General features: G+C 70.8%; 20 protein-coding genes. 10 read left to right on the top strand and 10 right to left on the bottom strand.

What is annotated here, in order from left to right; all coding sequences use genetic code 11:
* Positions 1-5: 5 nt before the first annotated feature.
* The 4 genes from ACIRJP_RS04035 to hisD are packed head-to-tail and all read right to left on the bottom strand — an operon-like array spanning position 6 to position 3,221.
* On the bottom strand, positions 6-173 hold the full coding sequence (locus ACIRJP_RS04035) for a hypothetical protein (protein ID WP_164493121.1): 168 nt from the start codon (positions 171-173) through the stop codon (positions 6-8).
* On the bottom strand, positions 170-772 hold the full coding sequence (hisB, locus tag ACIRJP_RS04030) for an imidazoleglycerol-phosphate dehydratase HisB (RefSeq protein WP_389646108.1): 603 nt from the start codon (positions 770-772) through the stop codon (positions 170-172). Before hisB ends, ACIRJP_RS04035 begins: the two co-directional genes overlap by 4 nt.
* Positions 769-1,902 carry a histidinol-phosphate transaminase gene (locus ACIRJP_RS04025; protein WP_404167891.1) on the bottom strand — a complete coding sequence of 378 codons (1,134 nt, stop codon included), beginning with the start codon at positions 1,900-1,902 and terminating at the stop codon, positions 769-771. The genes hisB and ACIRJP_RS04025 overlap by 4 nt, the downstream gene beginning before the upstream one ends.
* Complete coding sequence (hisD, locus tag ACIRJP_RS04020; protein WP_404167889.1) at positions 1,899-3,221, bottom strand: histidinol dehydrogenase; 1,323 nt, start codon at positions 3,219-3,221, stop codon at positions 1,899-1,901. Before hisD ends, ACIRJP_RS04025 begins: the two co-directional genes overlap by 4 nt.
* A gap of 138 nt (positions 3,222-3,359) precedes the next feature.
* Between hisD and ACIRJP_RS04015 the strand changes: the two genes are divergently transcribed.
* The 4 genes from ACIRJP_RS04015 (at position 3,360) to ybaK (ending at position 7,551) form a co-directional block, all read left to right on the top strand.
* Positions 3,360-4,961, top strand: a complete 1,602-nt coding sequence (locus tag ACIRJP_RS04015; protein WP_404167887.1) for an oxidoreductase — start codon at positions 3,360-3,362, stop codon at positions 4,959-4,961.
* A gap of 264 nt (positions 4,962-5,225) precedes the next feature.
* A complete protein-coding gene (locus ACIRJP_RS04010; RefSeq protein ID WP_404167885.1) occupies positions 5,226-6,263 on the top strand; it encodes a hypothetical protein in 1,038 nt (345 codons plus the stop codon).
* Between the two features lie 5 nt (positions 6,264-6,268).
* On the top strand, positions 6,269-7,012 hold the full coding sequence (locus ACIRJP_RS04005; protein WP_404167883.1) for an LON peptidase substrate-binding domain-containing protein: 744 nt from the start codon (positions 6,269-6,271) through the stop codon (positions 7,010-7,012).
* A 32-nt stretch (positions 7,013-7,044) separates the two neighbouring features.
* On the top strand, positions 7,045-7,551 hold the full coding sequence (gene ybaK / locus ACIRJP_RS04000) for a Cys-tRNA(Pro) deacylase (protein ID WP_404167881.1): 507 nt from the start codon (positions 7,045-7,047) through the stop codon (positions 7,549-7,551).
* 132 nt (positions 7,552-7,683) lie between these two features.
* Here the strand turns inward: ybaK and ACIRJP_RS03995 are convergent, their stop codons facing one another.
* The 4 genes from ACIRJP_RS03995 to ACIRJP_RS03980 all read right to left on the bottom strand — a co-directional run bounded on the left by ACIRJP_RS03995 (position 7,684) and on the right by ACIRJP_RS03980 (position 11,781).
* The gene (locus ACIRJP_RS03995; RefSeq protein WP_404167879.1) at positions 7,684-8,400 is read right to left on the bottom strand and encodes an ABC transporter permease; all 717 of its coding nucleotides are present in this window, start codon (positions 8,398-8,400) and stop codon (positions 7,684-7,686) included.
* 34 nt (positions 8,401-8,434) lie between these two features.
* Positions 8,435-9,283 (bottom strand): ABC transporter permease, encoded by an 849-nt coding sequence (locus tag ACIRJP_RS03990; RefSeq protein WP_404167877.1) that lies wholly within the window; start codon positions 9,281-9,283, stop codon positions 8,435-8,437.
* Positions 9,284-9,380: 97 nt separating this feature from the next.
* Positions 9,381-10,355, bottom strand: a complete 975-nt coding sequence (locus tag ACIRJP_RS03985; protein ID WP_404168203.1) for an ABC transporter ATP-binding protein — start codon at positions 10,353-10,355, stop codon at positions 9,381-9,383.
* Positions 10,356-10,509: 154 nt separating this feature from the next.
* Complete coding sequence (locus tag ACIRJP_RS03980) at positions 10,510-11,781, bottom strand: NYN domain-containing protein (protein ID WP_404167875.1); 1,272 nt, start codon at positions 11,779-11,781, stop codon at positions 10,510-10,512.
* A 224-nt stretch (positions 11,782-12,005) separates the two neighbouring features.
* Between ACIRJP_RS03980 and ACIRJP_RS03975 the strand changes: the two genes are divergently transcribed.
* Entirely contained in the window at positions 12,006-12,185 is a 180-nt protein-coding gene (locus ACIRJP_RS03975; RefSeq protein WP_266736692.1) for a hypothetical protein, read from the top strand.
* Positions 12,186-12,284: 99 nt separating this feature from the next.
* Here ACIRJP_RS03975 and dnaE read toward each other — a convergent pair whose 3' ends face one another.
* Positions 12,285-15,824, bottom strand: a complete 3,540-nt coding sequence (gene dnaE, locus ACIRJP_RS03970; RefSeq protein WP_404167873.1) for a DNA polymerase III subunit alpha — start codon at positions 15,822-15,824, stop codon at positions 12,285-12,287.
* A 179-nt stretch (positions 15,825-16,003) separates the two neighbouring features.
* Here dnaE and ACIRJP_RS03965 point away from each other — a divergent pair, with 179 nt between their 5' ends.
* The 5 genes from ACIRJP_RS03965 (at position 16,004) to ACIRJP_RS03945 (ending at position 22,025) form a co-directional block, all read left to right on the top strand.
* Positions 16,004-17,329, top strand: coding sequence for a DUF2252 domain-containing protein (locus ACIRJP_RS03965; protein ID WP_404167871.1), 1,326 nt, complete (start codon positions 16,004-16,006; stop codon positions 17,327-17,329).
* A gap of 60 nt (positions 17,330-17,389) precedes the next feature.
* Positions 17,390-18,109: a hypothetical protein gene (locus tag ACIRJP_RS03960; RefSeq protein ID WP_404167869.1), complete on the top strand. Its 720-nt coding sequence runs from the start codon at positions 17,390-17,392 to the stop codon at positions 18,107-18,109.
* A gap of 48 nt (positions 18,110-18,157) precedes the next feature.
* Positions 18,158-18,973 carry a thioredoxin domain-containing protein gene (locus ACIRJP_RS03955; RefSeq protein WP_404167867.1) on the top strand — a complete coding sequence of 272 codons (816 nt, stop codon included), beginning with the start codon at positions 18,158-18,160 and terminating at the stop codon, positions 18,971-18,973.
* A gap of 97 nt (positions 18,974-19,070) precedes the next feature.
* Positions 19,071-20,732, top strand: a complete 1,662-nt coding sequence (locus tag ACIRJP_RS03950; protein WP_404167865.1) for an alkaline phosphatase D family protein — start codon at positions 19,071-19,073, stop codon at positions 20,730-20,732.
* A 315-nt stretch (positions 20,733-21,047) separates the two neighbouring features.
* Entirely contained in the window at positions 21,048-22,025 is a 978-nt protein-coding gene (locus tag ACIRJP_RS03945) for a zinc metalloprotease (protein WP_404167863.1), read from the top strand.
* A gap of 41 nt (positions 22,026-22,066) precedes the next feature.
* On the opposite strand, the gene ACIRJP_RS03940 is transcribed toward ACIRJP_RS03945, so the two are convergent.
* Complete coding sequence (locus ACIRJP_RS03940; protein ID WP_383709050.1) at positions 22,067-22,645, bottom strand: dienelactone hydrolase family protein; 579 nt, start codon at positions 22,643-22,645, stop codon at positions 22,067-22,069.
* Positions 22,646-22,651 lie beyond the last annotated feature (6 nt).

Here is a 22,651-nt window from a genome sequence, read left to right as displayed (position 1 = left end):
TTCCCTCAGTCCCAGAGTCCCTGGATCCGCAGAATGCCTGCCACCAGGCACATCACGGAGGCGAGCGAGAGCAGGACGATGACGCCCTTGGGCATGCCCTGCTTCGCGAAGGAGTAGACGCCGCCGGCCAGGAAGAGGCCGACGACGATCAGGATGGTGTTGAGGCCGGTCACAGCGCGCCCTTCGTGGAGGGGAGTATCCCGGCGGCGCGCGGGTCGTGTTCACTGGCGTAGCGCAGGGCGCGGGCGAGCGCCTTGAACTGGCACTCGACGATGTGGTGGGCGTTGCGCCCGTACGGCACGTGGACGTGCAGGGCGATCTGCGCCTGCGCGACGAAGGACTCCAGGATGTGCCGGGTCATCGTCGTGTCGTACTCGCCGATCATCGGCGCCATGTTCTCCGGCTCGGTGTGCACCAGGTAGGGGCGGCCGGACAGGTCGACGGTGACCTGGGCGAGCGACTCGTCCAGCGGGACGGTGCAGTTGCCGAAGCGGTAGATGCCGACCTTGTCGCCGAGCGCCTGCTTGAACGCGGCGCCGAGGGCGAGGGCGGTGTCCTCGATGGTGTGGTGCGAGTCGATGTGCAGGTCGCCGTCGGTCTTGACCGTGAGGTCGAAGAGGCCGTGCCTGCCGAGCTGGTCGAGCATGTGGTCGTAGAAACCGACCCCGGTCGACACATCGACCTTGCCCGTGCCGTCGAGGTTGATCTCGACGAGTACCGAGGTCTCCTTGGTGGTGCGTTCGACTCTTCCTACGCGGGCCGCGCGAGTCATGCGTCGTGCTCCTTCTTCAGTTCGCGTACCGCATCGAGGAACGCGTCGTTCTCTGCCGGGGTGCCCGCGGAGACCCGCAGCCATCCCGGTACGCCGTTGTCCCGGACCAGGACGCCCCGGTCGAGGATCCGCTGCCAGGCGGTGTGGCTGTCGGCGAAGCGGCCGAACTGGACGAAGTTGGCGTCCGAGTCGGTGACGTCGTAGCCGAGGGCGCGCAGCTCGGTGACGATCCGGTCGCGTTCGTCCTTGAGCTGCGCGACGTATCCGAGCAGCGTATCGGTGTGCTCCAGGGCGGCGAGCGCGGTGGCCTGGGTGACGGAGGACAGGTGGTAAGGCAGCCGCACCAGCTGGACCGCGTCGACCACGGCCGGGTCGGCGGCGAGGTAGCCCAGACGCAGCCCGGCGGCACCGAACGCCTTCGACATGGTGCGCGAGAGGACCATGTTGGGCCGGCCCTCGATCAGCGGGAGCAGCGAGGCGTGGTGGCTGAACTCGCCGTACGCCTCGTCGACCACGACCATGGACGGCCCGGCCGCCTGGGCGGCGTCGTACAGCGCGAGCACGGTCTCCGCGTCGACGGCGGTGCCGGTGGGGTTGTTGGGCGAGGTGATGAAGACGACGTCGGGGCGGTGCTCGGCGATGGCCTCGCGGGCGGCCTCGACGTCGATGGTGAAGTCCTCGTTGCGCGGTCCGGAGATCCAGCCGGTGCCGGTGGAACGGGCGATGAGGGCGTGCATGGAGTACGAGGGCTCGAAGCCGATCGCGGTGCGGCCGGGGCCGCCGAAGGTCTGGAGGAGCTGCTGGAGCACCTCGTTGGAGCCGTTGGCAGCCCAGACGTTGGCGAGGGAGACCTCGTGCCCGGCGGTGCGGGTGAGGTAGCGGGCCAGCTCGGTACGGAGCTCGACGGCGTCCCGGTCGGGGTAGCGGTTGAGGTCACGGGCGGCCTCGCGGACCCGCTCGGCGATCCGGTCGACGAGCGCCTCGGGCAGCGGGTAGGGGTTCTCGTTGGTGTTCAGCCGCACGGGTACGTCGAGCTGCGGCGCCCCGTAGGGGGACTTGCCGCGCAGTTCGTCCCGGATCGGGAGGTCGTCGATGCGGGTGGTCTTGCGGGGGGTGTTGCCGTTCGTCACTGCTGCGGGACCTTCCAGCCGAACCTGGCCTTGAGCGCGGCGCCGTGGGCGGGGAGGTCCTCCGCCTCGGCGAGGGTCACGACGTGGTGGGTGACCTCGGCGAGCGCGTCGCGCGTGTAGTCGACGATGTGGATGCCGCGCAGGAAGGACTGCACGGAGAGGCCCGAGGAGTGGCAGGCGCAGCCGCCGGTGGGCAGGACGTGGTTGGAGCCGGCGCAGTAGTCGCCGAGCGAGACCGGGGCCCAGGGGCCGACGAAGATCGCGCCTGCGTTGCGGACCCGGTCGGCGAGTGCGGCGGCGTCGGCGGTCTGGATCTCCAGGTGCTCGGCGGCGTACGCGTCGACGACCTTGAGGCCGTCCTCCAGGTCGTTGACCAGGACGATCGCGGACTGGCGGCCGGCCAGCGCGGGCTCGATCCGGTCGGTGACGTGCTTGGTCGCGGCGATCTGGGGCTTCAGCTCGGCCTCGGTGGCCGCGGCCAGCTCCTCGGAGTCGGTGACCAGGACGGCGGCGGCCATCGGGTCGTGCTCGGCCTGGCTGATCAGGTCGGCGGCGACGTGCACCGGGTCGGCGGTGGAGTCGGCGAGGATCGCGATCTCGGTGGGACCCGCCTCCGCGTCGATGCCGATGCGGCCCTTGAGGAGGCGCTTGGCGGCGGCGACGTAGATGTTGCCGGGGCCGGTGACGAGGTTCACCGGAAGACATTCGGCCGTTCCGTACGCGAACATCGCGATGGCCTGGGCGCCGCCCGCCGCGTACACCTCGTCGATGCCGAGCAGGGCGCAGGCGGCGAGGATCGTGGGGTGCGGCAGGCCGTCGAAGTCCTTCTGCGGCGGGGAGGCGACGGCGATGCCCTCGACACCCGCCTCCTGGGCCGGTACGACGTTCATGACCACGGACGACGGGTAGACGGAGCGGCCGCCCGGCACGTACAGCCCGACGCGCTCGACCGGCACCCACTTCTCGGTGACGGTGCCGCCCGGCACGACCTGAGTGGTGTGCGTGGTGCGGCGCTGCTCACGGTGGACGAGGCGGGCGCGGCGGATCGACTCCTCCAGGGCGGCCCGCACGGCCGGGTCGAGCCGTTCGACGGCCGAGGCGATCGCCTCGGCCGGGACCCGGATCGAGTCGAGCCGTACGCCGTCGAATTTCTCCCCCCACTCGATCACTGCCGCGGAGCCACGATGGCGTACGTCCTCGCAGATGGGCCGCACCGTCTCCAGGGCGGCTTCCACGTCGAACTCGGCACGGGGCAGCAGGTCGCGCAGGGCTCCACCCTCGGGGAGGGCATCGCCGCGCAGATCGATTCGAGAGATCACACCGCAATTCTCGCAGACCGGCTCCGGCGTCCGGTCGCCCGTATCACTGGCTGATACATGTCCCGGACGTCACTGCTGACCAATAGCTTTCACGTCGTCACCCAGAGGGAAGAACAGCTCCGAGCGGAAGGGGCACCCGTGACCGAACCGCACGACGGCGATTTTCCGGACGGTCTGAGCGCGGCCGAGCTGGGTATGTGGCAGGCCTTCCGGAACGGCAGCACCTACGATCTGCGCGCCCGCGATCCCGCGCGCGACGATCCGTTCGCACCGCGTGTCTGGGGACCGGAGCGCAGTGTGGACGGGCGCGTCGTCGCCCGGCTGCTGCTGTCCGGACCGCCGCCGCGGCCGGGACGGGTGGCCGCGCTGAAGCTCCGGGGCGTGCGGATCACCGGCACACTCGATCTCGCGGGCGGGCGCGTCGCGCCGTACGTCGAGATGACCGGCTGCCGCTTCGAGAACGAGGTGGTGCTGCCGGAGTGCCACTTCACGACGTTGCGGATCGTCGGCTGCGCGATGCCGCGCCTGGAGGCGGCCCGGCTGCGCACCGAGGGCGATCTGCACCTGCCGCGCTGTCGGATCCCGCGCGGGATCCGGCTCACCGACGCCCAGATCGGCACCGATCTGCTGATCAACCAGATCGAGATCGGCCCCGACCGGGGCGGGCGGGCGCTGGCCGGTGACGGGCTGGCGGTCGCCCAGGACCTCCAGGCGGAGCTGATCGAGGCGCGCGGCGAGCTGAGTCTGCGCGGGGCGAAGGTCGGCGGTTCGCTGAGTCTGCGCGGGTGCCGGCTGCGCGGCAGGGAGGGGCGGCGCGCGCTGAACGCCCCTCAGCTGACCGTGGAGCGGACGCTGTACATGAGCGAGGCGTGGGTGAGCGTCGACACCGGGATCCAGGGCACCACTCCCCCGTACGGCATCGTCATGGCGTCGACCCCGGCGAACGGCACCCGTGCGCAGGGCTTCGAGTGCCGCGGCGGTGTGCGCCTGGACGACGGGCGGTTCGGTGACGCGGTCGATCTGCACAAGGCACGGTTCGTGCTGGCCCGTCACGAGGAGCTGTCGCTGCGCCGGATCGTCACCCCGGAGCTGCGGTTCAACGCGGAACGGTCGGAGGAGGGCCGGGTCGTGCTGAACGGCGCGAAGGTCGTCACGCTGATCGACGTGTCGAGCAGCTGGCCGGGGCCCGGCGGGCTGGCGATGGGCGGTTTCGTTTACGAGAACCTCGTCCCGTACGGGCACTTCCCGCTCTCCCGGCGCCTGGAGTGGGTGGCGGCGGCGACCCCGGAGTACGTCCCCGAGCCGTACGAGCGGCTCGCGACGGTGCTGCGCAACTGCGGGGAGGACGCGGACGCCCGGGAGGTGCTGCTGGCCAAGCAGCGGCGGCGGCGCGAAACGCTGCCGCTCGCCGGGAAGCTCTGGGGCTACCTCCAGGACTGGACGGTGGCGTACGGCTACCGGCCGGGGCGGGCCGCGCTGTGGATGGCCTTGCTGTGGGCGGCGGGGGCGATGGCCTTCTCCCGGCACGTCCCGGCGGCGATCAAGCAGGACGAGCATCCGCAGTGGAACGCGGCGCTGTACGCGCTGGATCTGCTGATCCCGGTGATCAATCTGGGCCAGGACGGCTACTGGCGGATGGAGGACGGCTGGCAGTGGGCGGCGGCCGTGCTCGTACTGCTGGGCTGGATACTGGCCACGACCGTGGCGGCGGGCGCCTCACGGCTGCTGCGGCGGGGCTGACAGGATCCGGCCACCGCCGACCGGACGACGGGCCGCCCGGCCACTCGCGACCCGTCGTGCCGAGCGGCCCGGCGCCCGTGGACCGCGGTCGAACGGGAGCCCGAGCTACGTCCGAAGTGCCGCACACCATTGGCCGGACCAGCAGGAACAAGCCAGATTCCGGACTTTCCTTTACTTCTTCTTGACTCGGTCCGGTACAACCCATTCACTCGGCACCAAAGCTTCACAGCGAGCCTCTGGCGCTGCTCCCACCAGGGCTTTTCAATGGTCTGCACCATGCCAATCCTTCGTGCTCTGCTCCGCGCCGCGCGCGCGGTCCGGCTCCCTTCACAGGGGCCCGCCGGACTGCCCGCGGACGACGAGGTGCTGCTCGACGCCCCCGACGAGCGGCTCTCCCCGGCACTCGTCGCCGCCGCCCTCGGGGAGTACGGACCGGCCGCGAAACTCCTCGCCACCACCCGGGACTGCGCCGAGTGGGAGAACCGCGACCGCTACCTCGGCCGGCTCGTCACCTTCGCCCGCAACCGCGACGGCTGGCTGACCGACTGGCTCGCCGCCTCCCCGCACGACCCGGACGCGCTGCTCGTCAAGGCCGAGCTGGCGGTCCGCCGGGCCTGGGAGTCACCCGCCCGCGCCGAGCAGCTGCGCGAGGTGGGGCCGCTGATCTCGGCGGCGGCCGAAAGCGATCCGCGCGACCCGGTGCCCTGGCGACTGGCGCTCGACCACGCCCGCGGCACCCACGCCACGCACACCATGTTCGAGGTGTTGTGGGAGCAGGCGATCCAGCGCTCCTCGCACCACTACGGCTGCCATGTCGCGGCGCTGCGGTACCTCTCCGCGGCCTGGTACGGCTCGCACCGCGAGTGCTTCGACTTCGCCGAGCGGGCCGCCGAGGACTCGCTGCCCAGTTCGCTGGTGCAGGCGCTGCCGCTGCGGGCCGCCTTCGCCCTGCTGATCGAGGGGCCCGGCGCCCGGACCACCTCGGTGCAGGAGGAGCGGATCGACGCGGCGGCCGATCTGGCCATCGAGCTGTCCGCCTCGTTCGAGCCGGGCGACCCGTGGCCCGGCGAGGTCCGCAATCTGCTGGCGTTCGTGCTGGTCGGCCGGGGGCGCTGGGACGAGGCCCTGGAACAGTTCCGGCGGATCGGCCCCCATGCGGCGTCGTTCCCGTGGTCGTCGGTCTCCGACGATCCGCTCGGCCGGTTCCTGGAGGCGCGGGACGAGACACGGCTCCGGACGGCCTGCGCGGCACCGATCCCGGGACGGGCCGACCGGGGCCGGGCCCGCGGCCATTACGCTTGACCGTTGTGACCACCGCTCGCCTGCCTCTGTTCCCGCTGAACGCGGTGCTGTTCCCCGGCCTCGTGCTGCCGCTGAACGTCTTCGAGGAGCGTTATCGCGCCATGATGCGCGAGCTCCTGAAGACCGACGAGGACGAACCCCGCCGGTTCGCCGTGGTCGCGATCCGCGACGGCCGCGAGACCGCCCCGACGGGCGCCGGAATGCCGGGCGCGGTGAACGTCCCCGCAGAGCGCGGCCCCGCGGACGGCTTCGGCCCCGACCCGGCCCAGACCTTCCACCGGGTCGGCTGCATCGCCGACGCGGCGAAGATCCGGGAACGGCCGGACGGCAGCTTCGAGGTCCTTGCCACCGGCACCACCCGGGTCAAGCTGCTCTCCGTGGAGGCGAGCGGCCCCTTCCTGACGGCCGAGCTCGAAGAGCTGGACGAGGAGACCGGCGAGGAGGCCGGGGCGCTCGCCGAGGGCGTACTGAGGGCCTTCCGCAGCTACCAGAAGCGGCTGGCCGGGGCGAGCGAACGGTCACTGTCGACCGGCGCGGACCTGCCCGACGACCCCTCCGTCGTCTCGTACCTGGTCGCGGCGGCGGCCGTACTGGACGTCCCGACCAGGCAACGGCTGCTCCAGGCGCCCGACTCCGCGACCCGGCTGCGCGAGGAACTGACGCTCCTGCGCCGCGAGGCCGCCGTCATCCGCCATCTCCCGTCCCTGCCCGCGGTGGATCTGACCCGCGCCCCGACCCACCCCAACTGATCCGAAGACCGACCGACCGAGGACCGCTCCCCGTGGCGAAGAAGCCCAAGAAGCAGCAACAGTCCGGCGGCACCCCGGCAACGGTCGCCCTGACCGCGTCCGGCACGGCGTTCACCGTCCACTCCTACGACCACGACCCGGCCTCGGCCTCCTACGGCGAGGAGGCGGCCGAGGCACTGGGCGTCTCTCCCGACCGGGTCTTCAAGACCCTGGTCGCGGACATCGACGGCACGCTGACCGTGGCGGTCGTCCCGGTGGCCGGCTCACTGGACCTCAAGGCCCTGGCCGCCTCGGTGGGCGGCAAGCGGGCCACCATGGCCGACCCGTCGGCCGCCGAACGCACCACCGGTTACGTGAGGGGCGGCATCTCCCCGCTGGGCCAGCGGAAGCGGCTGCGTACGGTACTGGACGCGTCGGCACGGTCCCACGAGACGATCTGCGTCTCGGCGGGGCGCCGGGGCCTGGAGGTCGAACTCTCCCCGATGGATCTGGCGTCGCTGACGGGGGCGGTGTTCGCGGAGATCGGCCGGGAAAGCTGAGCCGCTCCGGCCCGCCCGGCACCGCTCGCCCCACACGCGCCCATTCCGGCCCGTCCGGCGAGCCCCGGTTCCGGGAAGGGGCGGGCAGGGGACACGCCCCGCGCAGCGGCCCGCCCACCCGCACCCGCACCCCTACGACTGCGACTGCGACTGCGACTGCGACGACGCCCCCGGAGCGCCCGGAGCACCCGGAGCGCCTGGAAAGACACCCCACTCCGGCTCCGGATCCCGCGGCCCGAACATCGCGGTCAACGCGAGATGCACCGCCATCGCCCCCAGCGGCCACGCCAGCAGCGCCCCCTTCGCCCGCAGCTGGAGCGGCGCGTCGAAGACCACGCCCTTGCCGACCGCCCGCGCGTGCGCGACCACGTCCTGCGTCGGCCCGAGCCACACCCCCAGCCGCCAGGCCAGCAGCGAACCGAGCAGCCCGCCCAGCGCGAGCCCCACCACCAGAGCGATCCCGCCGCGCCGCTGGAACCAGAAGACCAGCGCCGCTGAGACCGCCCCGAAGGCCAGGGCCAGCAGCACGAACGTACCGTCGGCGCCCATCGCCTCCTCGCCCTCGCTGTCGCTCAGGAAGACGGCGGTGCTGTCGGAGATCAGCGGAACCCTCGGCGCCAGCCACAGCCAGAGGAGCCCGAGCGCGACGCCCGAGACGGTCACCAGAGCGGCGACGACCGCGGCCCTGCGCAGTTCCGGCGCGAGGGCCTTCTCCTCGGGCGCTCCCGGCAGCCCTCCCTGCTGGTGCGCACCGATCAGGTGGGAGCCCCCCGGGCCACCCCAGTTCGGCGGGGTCTGCCAGGGATCGTTGGACGAGGGCCGGTGAGGCGGCGTCAGAGGTGCGGTCACCGTGCCATCGTGCCAGGCGCCCCCGCGCCGCGCCTCACCGGACCGCTGCCCTGCGGTACGCCCACGTCGCCACGGCCAGCGAGAGCACGCCGACCACGGCACAGACGGCGAGGTCCAGCACGACGACCGCCCAGTCCGGGTGTGCGTCGAAGGACCGGGCCAGCGCCTCGACGCCGTAGGTCGAGGGCAGCAGATCGCGCGCCCAGCCGACCGGCGTCGGCAGCCGGTCCCCGGGGAGCACGCCGAGCAGCAGCGCCGCCGACATGCCCAGCTGGCCGAGGAGCGTGGCCAGCTCCTGCCGGGGCGCGAGCAGCCCCAGCGCCGCGCCCAGCCCGGAGAGCGCCGCCCCGGAGAGCGGGATGACCGCGACGAGCACCCACAGATGCGTCAGTGGCAGCCCGAACATCACGCTGCCGGCCACCGCCGTGACGATCGTGCCGGGCACGGTGAAGGAGGCGTACGCCCCGGCCGCACCGAGCACCACCGAGGCGGGCGGCACCGGCAGGGTCGCGTAGTGGTCGAGCCCGCCGCCTGCCCGCAGCTGCCCGAAGTACTGGGCGAGGAGATTGAGCGCGACGAAGGCCACGACGAGGACGCTGGAGCCGGCGACGACGGCCCGCGCCTCGGAGCCGCCGTCGACCACCCCGCGCATCAGCACCATGATCCCGACCGACTGGAAGGTCGCGACGAAGAGCAGCGGGATACGGGCGACCCTGGCCCTGGACAGCTGGGCGCGGTAGACCGCCGCGAGCGAGGGGAACAGCCGGGCCCTCGGGGCGAGCGGCGCGGGCGCCGCCCCCTCGCCGTCGAAGCCTTCGCCGGGGCCTTCCTCCGTGGCCGGGACGGGTCCGGTCACCGCGTGCGCGGGAACGATGCTCGTCACCTGGCGCTGCTCCTGTTCGTTCCCTGCCCGGCCACGCACCCGCACCCGGTCGTCCCACTGACCCCGGCCGTCCCCCCGGCCACCTGGCCGACCCCCGTCATGACTTCACCAACCCCTTGGTCACGTCCCCGCCGAGCGCGAGATAGACGTCCTCCAGGCTGGGTGTCGCCAGCGTGAAGTCGTCGAGTGCGGCGAAGGCCGCGCCGCCGGTCACCGCGGCGACCGCCGCCCGCGCCTCGTCGGGACCGAGCCGCAGCACCCAGCGCCGCCCGGACTCCTGGGCCGAGCCGCGCAGCGCGGCCACCTCGGGAACGTCCAGGGGCGCCCGCTCGCGCCACACCAGCTCGACCCGGACCTCGCCCGCGACGCGTTCCTTGAGCCCGGTGGGCGTGTCGCAGGCTATGACCTTGCCGTGTTCGATCACGGCGACCCGGTCGAGGACGGTCTCGGCCTCGATGACGTTGTGGGTGACGAGCAGCACCGTCGTACCGCGCTCGGCCCGGCGCCGGTCCACGGCGGCCCAGACGGCGCGCCGGGCGACGGGGTCCATGCCGGTCGTCGGCTCGTCCAGCAGCAGCACCGGCCGCTCGCCGACCAGCGCGGCGGCGAAGCAGGCGAGCCGCCGCTGTCCGCCGGAGAGCTTCTTCAGGGGGCGTCCCGCGATCTCGGTGAGGCCGAGTTCGGCGAGTACGGCGTCGCGTTCGGCGCGGGCGTCGGCCGCGGCGAGGCCGCGCAGCCGTCCGGTGGTCTCGGCGGCGAGCGAGACGGTCAGCTCGTCGAGGGCGGTGGACTCCTGCCCGAGGTAGCCGATCAGCCGGGAGGCGCGCTCCGGGTGGCGTACGAGGTCGTGGCCCAGCACGGTGACGCTGCCGGAGTCGGGGCGCATCAGCCCGGTGAGCTGCCGTACCAGGGTGGACTTCCCGGCGCCGTTGGGGCCGAGGAGGCCGAAGATCTCGCCGCGCCGCACGTCCAGGCTGATCCCGTCGGTGGCGCGCACCTCGGGCGTGGCGGGGGTGCCGCGGCGGCCGCGGGCTGCGGGATAGGTCTTGACCAGATCACGCACCGCGCACACGGTCCCGGTCGCCGGCTGCGCCTGTGCTGTGCCCGTACTCACGAGGTACGAGGGTACGGGGTCGGATGCCCCGGATTTCGCCCGGGGCCACGCGGGCCGGGCCCCGGCGCGGCGACCGGTGGCCGGGTCGCCCGCCCCTGACCCCGCTGTGCCGTCAGCCTGCGGACGGGCTCGTCCGCTCCGCCGCCGGGGTGTGCTCGGCCGCCGCCCGTACGTCGATCTCCCGCCAGAATCCCGCCCGGATCGCGTAGCGGTCGTGCTCGTCGATCTGGTCGTCCTTGTGGGCGAGCAGGCCGAACCGGGCGGCGTAGCGCAGCAGCTCGCCGTCGATGCGGTGCGGGATGCGCGGGTACATGGTCGACAGCTTCTGCAGATGGACGGTCTCCGGGAGTCGCTCCATCCAGCGACGGGCGAATACCTGGCCCACCTCGAACGGGTCACCGCCGACGGTGGTGATGTCCTCCTCGCGGTCCGCCCAGCGCTGCTCGGCGCTGGTGAGCTGGGCCAGTGTCGGCAGCGAGGCGGTCTCGGCGGGCTCGCCCAGCGGTCCGCCGCGCTCCGCCCAGCTCTTGTCGGAGGACCAGCGCAGGGTCGCGCCGGCGGGCGACGGCTGCGGGAGGTGCCGGTCGGGCTGGACACCGGGGCCGCGCAGGCTGCCCGCCAGATCCTTGGGGGTGGGAACGCCCCGGCCGCCGGGCACGGGGCGGTCGGTGACGGTGCTCTCCTCGGGCTGCGCCGCGGCGGCCGCCGCCTGGGCCTCCGAGGCACGCTCGGCGGAGGCGGCGAGAGCTGCCTCGGGAAGCGGCGCGGAGAGGATCGCGGCGATCTCCGGGCGCGGCACGGGGGGCGGGGCGCAGACGCCGCCGGTCTCCTTGGCCCGTACCGCCTGGGTGATCCAGGCCCGGTCGAGCACCCTTCGCTCGTCGGCCTCGGCGACCAGGTCCTCGGACTGGTTGTAGTCGCCGTCGGCGGCCTGGACGGCCCACAGATGGACGGCGACGCCGTGTTCCTTGGCCGACATCAGACCGGGCAGCAGATCGCCGTCGCCGGTCACCAGCACCACGTCGGAGCAGGCCCGGTTCCTGGCCAGTTCGGTGAGCTCGGCGTGCATCGCGGCGTCGACGCCCTTCTGGGCCCAGCGTCCGTCGCTGCGGGTCAGGGCCCCGAGCCGGACGGTGACCCGGGGCATCACGCGCAGCCTGCGGTGCTCGGGCTGCGGCACCCGGTCGGGGGCGCCGTCGAACCAGTAGATCCGCAGCAGCGGCTGCTCCGTATCGGCCTCGGCCCGCTCGCGCAGGCCCCGGATGAGGGCCGCGTGGTCGACCGTGATGCGGGAACGGGCCGGTTCTCCTGCCAGCAGGCTCGCGGCTGCGCCCAGCAAGTAGCCGGCGTCCACCAGGACGACGCAACGGTCCACGCGATCCACCCTCTTCCAGAAGTTCGGGTGCGGTCTTTGCCAAGGGTTTCCTTCGAGTCTGCCCGACCGCGCAGGGGTTGACGGCCGGAACTCGATCATCGGCGTGGCGGAACCGGGAAACTACGCGCCCAGCACCTCCACTACGCACGGTAATGATCCAAAATGCACGGGTTGCCCCGGCATGTGAATCTGAACGCGGTCCTGGCCCCGAGAGTCCCCATAGGAGGAAGACCATGGCCAAGAACAAGAACCGCAAGCAGGGCAGCCAGCAGAACCGCGCGTCCGGCACGGAGCGCGGCGCGGAAGAGGCGAAGACGACCGCGTACGAGTCGCAGATACAGCCTCAGTCGCAGGCCCAGGGCAGCCCTTCTGATGTTGCCCGTAAGCACCAGCGGCGCTTCGGCCACAACTGACCGGAGCCGTCTGCGGTCCGGACTGCGGCCCGATGACCGAGAGGGGCGCTCCCGCTTTCGCGGGGCGCCCCTCTCGTACGTCTGCCGGGGAGAGCCGGCTCAGCCGGCCAGGCAGGACGGGCCGAGCAGCACCTTCAGGTCGCCGAAGAGCGCCGGGTCGGGCTTGACCCGGTGCCGGTCGAGCCGGAGCACCGTGGTCTTGCGGGGGCCCTGAAGCTTGATCCGTACCTCGGTGTCCCCCCGGTGGCTGCTGAGGACCTCGCCGAGGCGGCTGACCATGGGCGGGGTGATCTTGACGGTGGGGATGGTGAGGACCACGGGGGCGTTGGTGCCGGCCGACGAGATGTCGGGGACCTGCATCTCCATGGCGACCAGCCGGGGCACGTCCTCCCGCTTGTCGAGGCGTCCCTTGACGAAGACGACGGTGTCCTCGACGAGCTGGGTGGAGACCAGCTGGTAGGTGGCCGGGAAGAACATGCACTCGATGGAACCGGCCAGGTCCTCGACGGTGGCGATGGCCCAGGCGTTGCCCTGCTTGGTCATCTTGCGCTGGAGGCCGGAGATGATGCCGCCGACGGTGACGACGGCGCCGTCGGCGTGCTCGCCGCCGGTCAGCTGGGAGATCGAGGAATCGGCCTTGTCCGACAGCACGTGTTCCAGGCCGAAGAGCGGGTGGTCGGAGACGTACAGGCCGAGCATTTCGCGCTCCTGGGCCAGCAGGTAGGACTTCTCCCACTCGATGTCGGAGAACTCCACGTCGAGCCCGAAGCCCGGCTCGTCGCTCTCCTCCTCGCCCATGCCGCCGAAGAGGTCGAACTGGCCCTCTGCCTCCTTGCGCTTGACCTGCACCACGTTGTCGATCATCGGTTCGTGGTGGGCGACCAGACCCTTGCGGGTGTGGCCCATCTCGTCGAAGGCGCCGGCCTTGATCAGCGATTCGACGGTGCGCTTGTTGCAGACGACCGCTTCGACCTTGTCGAGGAAGTCGGGGAACGAGCTGTACTTTCCCTTCGCCTTGCGGCACCGGATGATCGAGTCGACGACGTTCTGGCCGACGTTGCGCACGGCGGTGAGGCCGAAGAGGATCACGTCGTCGCCCTGGGCGGCGAAGTTCGACAGGGACTCGTTCACATTGGGCGGCAGCACCTTGATGCCCATGCGGCGGCACTCGTTGAGGTAGACGGCCGACTTGTCCTTGTCGTCCTTGACCGAGGTCAGCAGCGCCGCCATGTACTCGGCGGGGTAGTTCGCCTTGAGGTACGCGGTCCAGTAGGTGACCAGGCCGTACGCGGAGGAGTGCGCCTTGTTGAACGCGTATCCGGCGAACGGGACCAGAACGTCCCACAGGGCCTTGATCGCGGCGTCGGAGAAGCCCTTCTCCTTGGCCCCCGCCTCGAAGAGGACGAAGTTCTTCGCCAGCTCCTCAGGCTTCTTCTTGCCCATCACGCGGCGCAGGATGTCGGCCTCGCCGAGCGAGTATCCGGCGACGATCTGGGCGGCCTTCTGCACCTGCTCCTGGTACACGATCAGGCCGTAGGTGAGGCCGAGGACCTCCTTGAGGGGCTCCTCCAGCTCCGGGTGGATCGGGGTGATCTCCTGGCGGCCGTTCTTGCGCTCGGCGTAGTTCGTGTGCGAGTTCATTCCCATCGGGCCCGGCCGGTACAGGGCCGAGACGGCGGAAATGTCCTCGAAGTTGTCGGGCTGCATCTGGCGCAGCAGGGAGCGCATCGGGCCGCCGTCGAACTGGAACACGCCGAGCGTGTCACCGCGGCAGAGCATCTCGTACGTCTTGGGGTCGTCCAGCGGGAGGCCCAGCAGGTCCAGCTTGACGCCCTTGTTGGACTCCACCATCTTCACGGCGTCGTCCATGATGGTGAGGTTTCGCAGGCCGAGGAAGTCCATCTTCAGCAGGCCGAGCGACTCGCACTGCGGGTAGTCCCACTGCGTGATGGTGACACCGTCGGTGTGCCGCACCCAGATCGGGGCGTGGTCGACGATCGGCTCGCTGGACATGATGACGCCGGCGGCGTGCACGCCCATCTGCCGGACCAGGCCCTCGACGCCCTTCGCGGTGTCGATGACCTTCTTGACGTCCGGCTCGTTCTCGTACATCCCCCGGATCTCGCCCGCCTCGCTGTAGCGCGGGTGCTTGGGGTCGGTGATGCCGTTGAGGTCGATGCCCTTGCCGAGGACGTCGGCGGGCATGGCCTTGGTGAGCCGGTCGCCCATGGCGTAGGGGTAGCCGAGGACCCGGGCGGAGTCCTTGATGGCGTTCTTCGCCTTGATCTTTCCGTACGTGCCGATCATGGCGACCTTGTCGGCGCCGTACTTCTCCGTCACGTACCTGATCACTTCGACGCGCCGGCGCTCGTCGAAGTCGATGTCGACATCGGGCATGGAGACGCGCTCGGGGTTGAGGAACCGCTCGAAGATCAGCCCGTGCTCGATCGGGTCGAGGTCGGTGATGCCCATCGCGTACGCCACGATCGAACCTGCGGCGGAGCCTCGGCCGGGGCCGACCGCGATGCCGTTGTTCTTCGCCCACATGATGAAGTCGGCGACGACCAGGAAGTACCCCGGGAACCCCATCTGGATGATGATGTCCATCTCGTACTCGACCTGCTTCTGCCGGTCCTCGGGGACACCCCCCGGGAAGCGCCGGTTCATCCCGACGCGGACCTCTTCCTGGAACCAGGTGATCTCCGTGTAGCCGTCCGGGATGTCGAACTTCGGCATCAGGTCGCGCTTCTCGAACATGCCGGTGGTGTCGATCTGCTCCGCGACCAGCAGGGTGTTGGCGCAGCCCTGCTGCCAGGCGTCGGAGGAGTCGACGCCGTACATCTCGTCGGTCGTCTTGAGGTAGTAGCCGGTGCCGTCGAAGCGGAAGCGGTCCGGGTCGGAGAGGTTCTTGCCGGTCTGGATGCAGAGCAGGGCGTCGTGCGCGGTGGCCTCGTGCGCGTAGGTGTAGTGCGAGTCGTTGGTCACCAGCGGCGGGATGTTCAGCTTCTTGCCGATTTCGAGGAGCCCGTCACGGACCCGGCGCTCGATCTCGATGCCGTGGTCCATCAGCTCCAGGAAGTACTTGCCCTCGCCGAAGATGTCCTTGTAGTCGGAGGCGGCCTGGACCGCCTCGTCGAACTGGCCGAGCCGCAGCCGGGTCTGCACCTCGCCCGAGGGGCAGCCGGTGGACGCGATCAGGCCCTCGGACCACTGGGCGATGGTCTCCTTGTCCATGCGTGGCCACTTCTGCAGCCAGCCCTCGGCGTACGCGTCCGAGGACAGCTTGAAGAGGTTGTGCAGCCCGGTGCTGTTCGCCGCCCAGATCGTCTTGTGGGTGTAACCGCCCGAACCCGAGACGTCGTCACGCTTCTGGTGCGGCTGGCCCCACTGGATCTTCCGCTTGTGCTTGCGCGACTCCGGGGCGACGTACGCCTCGATGCCGATGATCGGAGTGACGCCCGCCTTCTTCGCCGAGTGGAAGAAGTCGTAGGCCCCGTGCAGGTTGCCGTGGTCGGTCATCGCGATGTGCGACATGCCCATTTCATTGCAGGCAGCGAACATGTCCTTGAGCCGCGCGGCACCGTCCAGCAGCGAGTACTGGGTGTGGACGTGAAGGTGCGTGAAGGGCGGCTTGGTCACGGCGCTGTGCCTCCGGGAAACGGCTTTGGCGGGCTGGGGGGACAGCGTGGAAGTCTACGTCTTCGAGGTCACGGACGACGGGCACTCCCGGGTACGGTCGCGCGTTGTAGGGCTGAGACGCCCGTCCCATTTGTCATGCACGTCTGTCATGCACGTCAGGTACCAGGAGGCACCCAGAGATGTCGGAAGCGCAGACCGGCGCAGCAGAGCGCGGGGAGCAGATTCTTGAGGTCTTCGACACCGCTTTCGGGGAGCTGCTGGCTGCCGATCCGGCTGCCTTCCGGGTCAAGTTCCGCAAGATGGCGGGCTCGGCCTTCGCCTTCTACCGGGGCACGGCGTGCCTGTTCTACAACGACCTGGAGCGGGAGCGGCACGGCGGCCCGTACCTGGACGAGCGGACCGGCCGGGTGTGGATCCACGGCGATCTGCACGCGGAGAACTTCGGCACGTACATGGACGCCAACGGCCGGCTGATCTTCAACGTGAACGACTTCGACGAGGCGTACGTCGGCCCGTTCACCTGGGACCTCAAGCGGTTCGCCGCCTCCGTCGCCCTGATCGGGTACGCGAAGGCGCTGGGCGACGACCAGATCAGCGAGCTGGTCCGGGTCTACGCGGCGGCCTACCGCGAGCGGGTCCACGCGCTGGCCACGGGCGTCAAGAATGAAGAGGTGCCGCCCTTCACGCTGGACACGGCCGAGGGCCCGCTGCTGGGCGCGCTGCGCGACGCCCGGTCGCTGACCCGGTTCTCGCTGCTGGACTCGATGACGGAGATCCGGGACTTCGAGCGCCGGTTCGCGCCGGGCGGCGGCTCGATCGACCTGGACGCGGCGACGCGCTACAAGGTACTGGCGGCGTTCGACGGCTATCTGGAGACGCTGCCGGAGTCGAGCCTGACCCGCCCCGACTCGTACCGGGTGAAGGATGTCGTCGGCCGTCGCGGCATCGGGATCGGTTCGGCCGGGCTCCCCTCGTACAACATCCTTCTGGAGGGCAACAGCGACGCCCTGGAGAACGATGTGGTGATCTACCTCAAGCAGGCACAGACCCCCGCGGTCTCCCGGCACATCACCGACGCGGCGGTGCGCGAGTACTTCCAGCACGAGGGCCACCGCACCGTGATCTCGCAGCGCGCCCTGCAGGCGCACGCCGACCCGTGGCTCGGCTGGACCGAGCTGGACGGGGCGGGGCAGCTGGTCGCCGAGGTGTCACCGTACGCGGTCGATCTGGACTGGTCCGACATCGACGAGCCAGAGGAGATCGCGGCGGTAGTAGCCGATCTCGGCCGGGCGACGGCGACGATGCACTCCGCGGCCGATGACGAGAGCGGTCACTCGCTGGTGCCGTTCTCCACCGAGCGGGCGATCGACGCGGCGATCGCGGCCGACGAGGAGGGCTTCGCCGAACTGCTGGTGGACTTCGCCCACAGCTACGGCGCCAGGGCCCGCGCCGACCACCAGATCTTCGTGGACCTCTTCCGCAACGGCCGCATTCCGGGGCTCTGATCCCATCGGCCCCATCCCTTTAGGGCTCACTTACAGGTTCGCATGCGACACTCCTCGGCGATGGACATATCCGGGAAGCAGCTCAGAGTCGTTCGCGCGGCGCTTTTCACAGCGCTTGTCGTGACGCTCTCCGCTGCTTCCCATGTGCTGCTCTCCCGGGTCCCGCTGCCGCTGACCGCCGTCGCCCTGCTGGCCGGCGTGGTGTTCGCCGTGGCGTACGCCCTGGCCGGCCGGGAGCGCGGCTTCGGGGCGATCGCCGGGCTGCTGGTCCCGCTGGAGCTGGCCGCCGACACCGTCTTCACCACCGGTCAGCATGTCTGTTACGGCGCGGCCGGCGGCCCGATCGCGGGGCCGCTGCGTTCGGTCGGCGTCGACGTGCTGTGCGGCGGCATGGTCGGCGCCGGTGCGGCGCCGACCGGTGCCGAGGCCGACCCGTTCGCCTCGGTGACCGATGCCGGGCACACGACGGCCGCGCTGCTGGCTTCGCCCGGCCCCGCGGTGCCGTGGCTGCTGCTCGCCGCCCATGTCTCGGTCGGCCTGCTCGCCGCGGCCTGGCTCCGGCGGGGCGAGTCCGCGCTGGCCGGTCTGCTGGAGGCGGCCGCCGTCCTGGCGTTCCGGCCGCTGCTGATCGCGGTCGCCGTGGTCGGCACGGCCCGCCGCCCGGCCCGCCGCCGGATGCGGCCTGCCGGACATGGCCCGCACCCGCTCGTACACGCCCGCCTGCTCGTGCACTCCGTGGGACGGAGGGGACCGCCGCGCTCGGCCTTCGCCATCGCCTGAGCACGCACATCCCCTACGACACGCCACTCACACCATGGAGATACGGACATGAGCAAGCGCAACACCCAGGCCAACAAGGCGGCGGCCCGCGAGCGTCTGCGCGCCGAGCGCGAGCGCCAGGCCAAGAAGGACAAGACCCGCCGGCAGATCATCGTCGGCGTCTCGATCGTCGGCGTGCTGGCCGTCGTGGGTGCTGCCGCCTGGGGCGTCATGCAGCTGAACAAGCCGTCCAACTGGGAGGCGGCCAAGGACGCGAAGAACGTGACCGCGCCCAAGAACACCTCGGGCAAGGACGGCACCACCGTCGTCATCGGCAAGTCCACCGCCAAGAAGACCCTGGAGCTGTACGAGGACTCGCGCTGCCCGATCTGCGGAACGTTCGAGCAGGCCATCGGCGAGACGGTGCGCAAGGACGTCGACGCCGGAAAGTACAAGATCAAGTACGTCGGTGCCACGTTCATCGACAACATGTCCGACGGCGAGGGCTCGAAGAACGCACTGAGCGCGCTCGGTGCGGCGCTCGACGTCAGCCCGGATGCCTTCCTCGACTACAAGGCCGCGCTCTACTCCGCGAAATACCACCCGGAGGAGACCGACGACAAGTTCAAGGACGACTCCTACCTGATCAAGGTCGCCGACTCGGTGGACGCCCTGAAGGGCAACGCCGCCTTCCAGAAGGACGTCGAGGACGGCACGTTCGACAGCTGGGCGATGAAGATGTCGGCGGCGTTCGACGACAGCGGCGTGCGGGGCACCCCGACGTTGAAGATGGACGGCAAGACGCTCACCGACGGCCAGAGCGAGAACGCCCCGATGACGGTGGAGGCCTTCAACACCGCGATCACGGCCGCGCTGAAGGGCTGACCGACCGGCGACACCCTGGCAGCGGCTCCCCGACGGGCAGGCGAACTTCCTGAATTCGCCTGCCCGTTCGGCTTACCGGTCAGTAGGGTTCTGCGCCGTGACCAGTCGACGTGATTCCTCGCCACTCTCCGCCCCCAGCCGCCGCACGGTCGTCAAGGCCGCTGCCGCCACCGCCGTCGCGGCCCCCGTGCTGGGCTCCGCCACCGCCGCCCTCGCCGCCGACGGCCCCGCCTTCCTGCACGGCGTCGCCTCCGGCGATCCCCTGCCCGACGGCATCCTGCTCTGGACCCGTGTCACCCCGTCCCCGGACGCGGTGCCCGGGTCGGGCCGCGGCGCCGACACGGCGGTGCGCTGGGAGGTCGCCGAGGACAAGGACTTCGCCCGGGTCGTCGCCCGGGGCACGACCGTCACGAAGGCCGCGTCCGACCACACGGTCAAGGCCGATGTGCGGGGCCTGGTTCCCGCCACCGCGTACTGGTTCCGCTTCTCGGCGGGCGAGGGCACGCAGACGCTCTCCCCGGCCGGCCGCACCCGGACGGCTCCCCCGGCCGGTGCCGCCACACCCGGCGTGCGCTTCGGCGTGGTGTCGTGCGCCAACTGGGAGGCCGGGTACTTCTCCCCGTACCGCCACCTCGCCGCCCGCGCCGACCTCGACGCGGTGCTCCACCTCGGCGACTACATCTACGAGTACGCGTCGGGAAGTTACCCGGCCGCGAAGTACGTCGTACGGCAGCACCAGCCGGTCCACGAGATCCTCACCCTCGCCGACTACCGCACCCGGCACGCCACGTACAAGACGGACCCCGACCTCCAGACGCTGCACGCCACGCACCCGGTGATCGCGATCTGGGACGACCACGAGTTCGCCAACGACACCTGGTCGGGCGGGGCAGAGAACCACACGCCGGGCACCGAGGGCGCCTGGGCGGACCGGGTCGCGGGCGCCAAGCAGGCGTACTTCGAGTGGATGCCGGTCCGCGCCTCCACCGAGGGCACCGTCTACCGCCGGCTGCGCTTCGGCAACCTGGCCGACCTCCACCTCCTCGACCTGCGCAGCTTCCGCTCCCAGCAGGCGGGGATCGGCAGCGGCGCGGTCGACGACCCGGAGCGCAGCATCACCGGGCGGGCGCAGCTGGACTGGCTGAAGTCGGGGCTGGCCGGCTCGGACGCCACCTGGAAGCTGGTCGGCACGTCGGTGATGATCTCGCCGGTCGCGTTCGGCTCCCTACCGGCCCATCTGCTGGAGCCGCTGGCCGAGTTGCTGGGGCTGCCCAAGGAGGGTCTGGCCGTCAACGTCGACCAGTGGGACGGCTACACGGACGACCGCAAGGAGCTGATATCGCACCTGCGGGACCGGTCGATCACCAACACGGTCTTCCTGACCGGTGACATCCACATGGCCTGGGCCAACGACGTACCGGTGAAGGCGGCGACGTATCCGCTCTCCGACTCGGCCGCCACCGAGTTCGTGGTGACGTCGGTGACCTCGGACAACATCGACGACATCCTGCACGTGGCACCGCAGACGGTCTCGCTGGTCGCGGCCGCCGCGGTGAAGGCCGCCAACCGCCATGTGAAGTGGGTGGACATGGACTCGCACGGCTACGGCGTCCTGGACGTGACCGCCGAGCGCTCGCAGATGGACTACTACGCCGTCTCCGACCGGACGAAGCGGGACGCCACGTCGGCCTGGACGCGTTCCTACCGGACGCTCAGCGGGACGCAGAAGGTCGAGCGGGTGGACGGCCCCGTACGCTGAGGGGCTATTTTCAGCCACCTCCGCATATGTTGACGGCGTATTGCGTCGCTACGGCGGGTGGTGTGTCCCGAGGATCGAATGGGGACACACCACCCGCCGGGGTAACGCTTACGGTTACGCCACCGTCTCAAACTCTGGAACCCGGAGAAAGATTCCTTCCGTTTTCCACCCTTTGGTGCTTATCCGATTGGGCTTGATCATTCCTCCTCAGGGCCTGACATGCGCACGTAATCTCCCGGCGGCGGGTGAGGAAATGCCTCTCCCACACATCCGCGAGGAGTCCACGTGCGCGCTCTTGTCCGTATATCGCCGCGTATGCGAAACCGTGCGATCGGCACCGCCGTCCTGGCCGGAACCCTGGCCCTGGCACCGCTCTCCGCTCCTTCCGGCTCCGCCGCCTCGGCCACCGCAGTTTCTTCCGGGATCTCCGCCTCCGCCGCCCAGAAGTGCGCGGACGACGCCGGCACCAACGCCACGGCGCGCGAGGCCCGCCCCTCGGGCACCGCGCACGCCGCGGACCCCAACGAACTCTCCGCGGCCCAGGCCAAGGCCATGGACGCGCAGTTGAAGCAGAGACTCGCGGACCGCCGGGTCAGCGGCTCCTCGCTCGCCGCGGGCGCGACGATCCCGGTGTACTTCCACGTCGTGCACTCCGGGACGACCGGCAAGCTCAGCGCCGCCGCGATCAGCAGCCAGATGAACGTCCTGAACGCCGCCTACGGCGGGCAGGGTTCGGGCAACACGGACACGGGCTTCCAGTTCACGCTGGCCGGCACGGACTACACGGACAACAGCTCCTGGTACGACGGCGTCTCCCCCGGCTCCGCCGCCGAGAAGGCCATGAAGTCCTCGCTGCGCAAGGGCGGCGCTAACGCCCTCAACATCTACACCGCCAACCTCGGCGGCGGCCTGCTGGGCTGGGCCACATTCCCCAGCTCGTACAAGTCCAACCCCTCGGACGACGGCGTCGTCATGCTCGACGCCTCGCTGCCCGGCGGCTCCGCCACCAACTACAACGAGGGCGACACCGCCACCCACGAGGTCGGCCACTGGATGGGGCTTTACCACACCTTCCAGGGCGGCTGTAACGGCAACGGCGACTATGTCTCCGACACCCCGGCCGAGAAGACTCCCGCGTACGAGTGCCCGACCGGGCGTGACTCCTGCACCAGCAAGACCGGGGTCGACCCGATCCACAACTTCATGGACTACACCTACGACTCGTGCATGACCCAGTTCACCGCGGGCCAGGTCCAGCGGATGAGCGACAGCTGGATCGCGTACCGGGGCTGATCCGGCCAGGGGCCCCGCGCGGTGCGGGGCCCCTCACCGCCTCACAGCGTGGCGAGGAAGCCGAGCGAGACCTTCCAGGCCAGCTCGGCCGACGCCTGGTCGAAGTCGGGCAGTTCGGCGTCCGTGAAGAGATGGCCCGCGCCCGGATAGCGGTAGACCTCCACGTCGGCGCCGGTCCGCCGCATCTGCAGGTACCAGGAGTTCAGCCAGTCGTGCGTCTCGAAGGGGTCCGGGTCGGCGACATGCAGCTGTACCGGAAGCTCGTCCACGGACGCGTTCTCGGCAATGTCCGACGTGCCGTGGAACATCAGCAGACCGCGGGCCTTCTCGTCGCCGAGCGCCAGGGTCTGCGCGGTGGAGGCGCCGAACGAGAAACCCGCGTACACCAGGCCGCGGTCGGAGTAGGGCGCGGCGGCCAGGACGGCCCGCCTGAGCAGTTCGTCCTTGCCCACCTCTTCCTTGAAGGCCAGGCCCTCCTCGACGGTTTCGAACGTGCGCCCCTCGAAGAGGTCGGGCACCTGCACCTCGTGCCCGGCGGCGCGAAGCCGGCCGGCCGCCGCGTGCACCGCGGGGCGCAGACCGTACGTCGAGTGGAAAAGCATGATGTTCATGCGTCCCATGGTGCC

It is taken from the genome of Streptomyces sp. NPDC102437, from assembly GCF_044765565.1.
GTDB lineage: Bacteria > Actinomycetota > Actinomycetes > Streptomycetales > Streptomycetaceae > Streptomyces.
The sequence above is the reverse complement of the archived record's forward strand: the minus strand, read 5'-3'. Positions and strand labels throughout refer to the sequence as shown.

What these genes read in the sequence shown, in the direction of transcription:
- hisB (WP_389646108.1), bottom strand. Translation starts at nt 772, where the DNA reads ATGACTCGCGCGGCCCGCGTAGGAAGAGTCGAACGCACCACCAAGGAG.
- ACIRJP_RS04010 (WP_404167885.1), top strand. Translation starts at nt 5,226, where the DNA reads ATGGTCTGCACCATGCCAATCCTTCGTGCTCTGCTCCGCGCCGCGCGC.
- ACIRJP_RS03975 (WP_266736692.1), top strand. Translation starts at nt 12,006, where the DNA reads ATGGCCAAGAACAAGAACCGCAAGCAGGGCAGCCAGCAGAACCGCGCG.
- ACIRJP_RS03965 (WP_404167871.1), top strand. Translation starts at nt 16,004, where the DNA reads ATGTCGGAAGCGCAGACCGGCGCAGCAGAGCGCGGGGAGCAGATTCTT.
- ACIRJP_RS03960 (WP_404167869.1), top strand. Translation starts at nt 17,390, where the DNA reads ATGGACATATCCGGGAAGCAGCTCAGAGTCGTTCGCGCGGCGCTTTTC.
- ACIRJP_RS03955 (WP_404167867.1), top strand. Translation starts at nt 18,158, where the DNA reads ATGAGCAAGCGCAACACCCAGGCCAACAAGGCGGCGGCCCGCGAGCGT.
- ACIRJP_RS03945 (WP_404167863.1), top strand. Translation starts at nt 21,048, where the DNA reads ATGCGAAACCGTGCGATCGGCACCGCCGTCCTGGCCGGAACCCTGGCC.
- ACIRJP_RS03940 (WP_383709050.1), bottom strand. Translation starts at nt 22,645, where the DNA reads ATGGGACGCATGAACATCATGCTTTTCCACTCGACGTACGGTCTGCGC.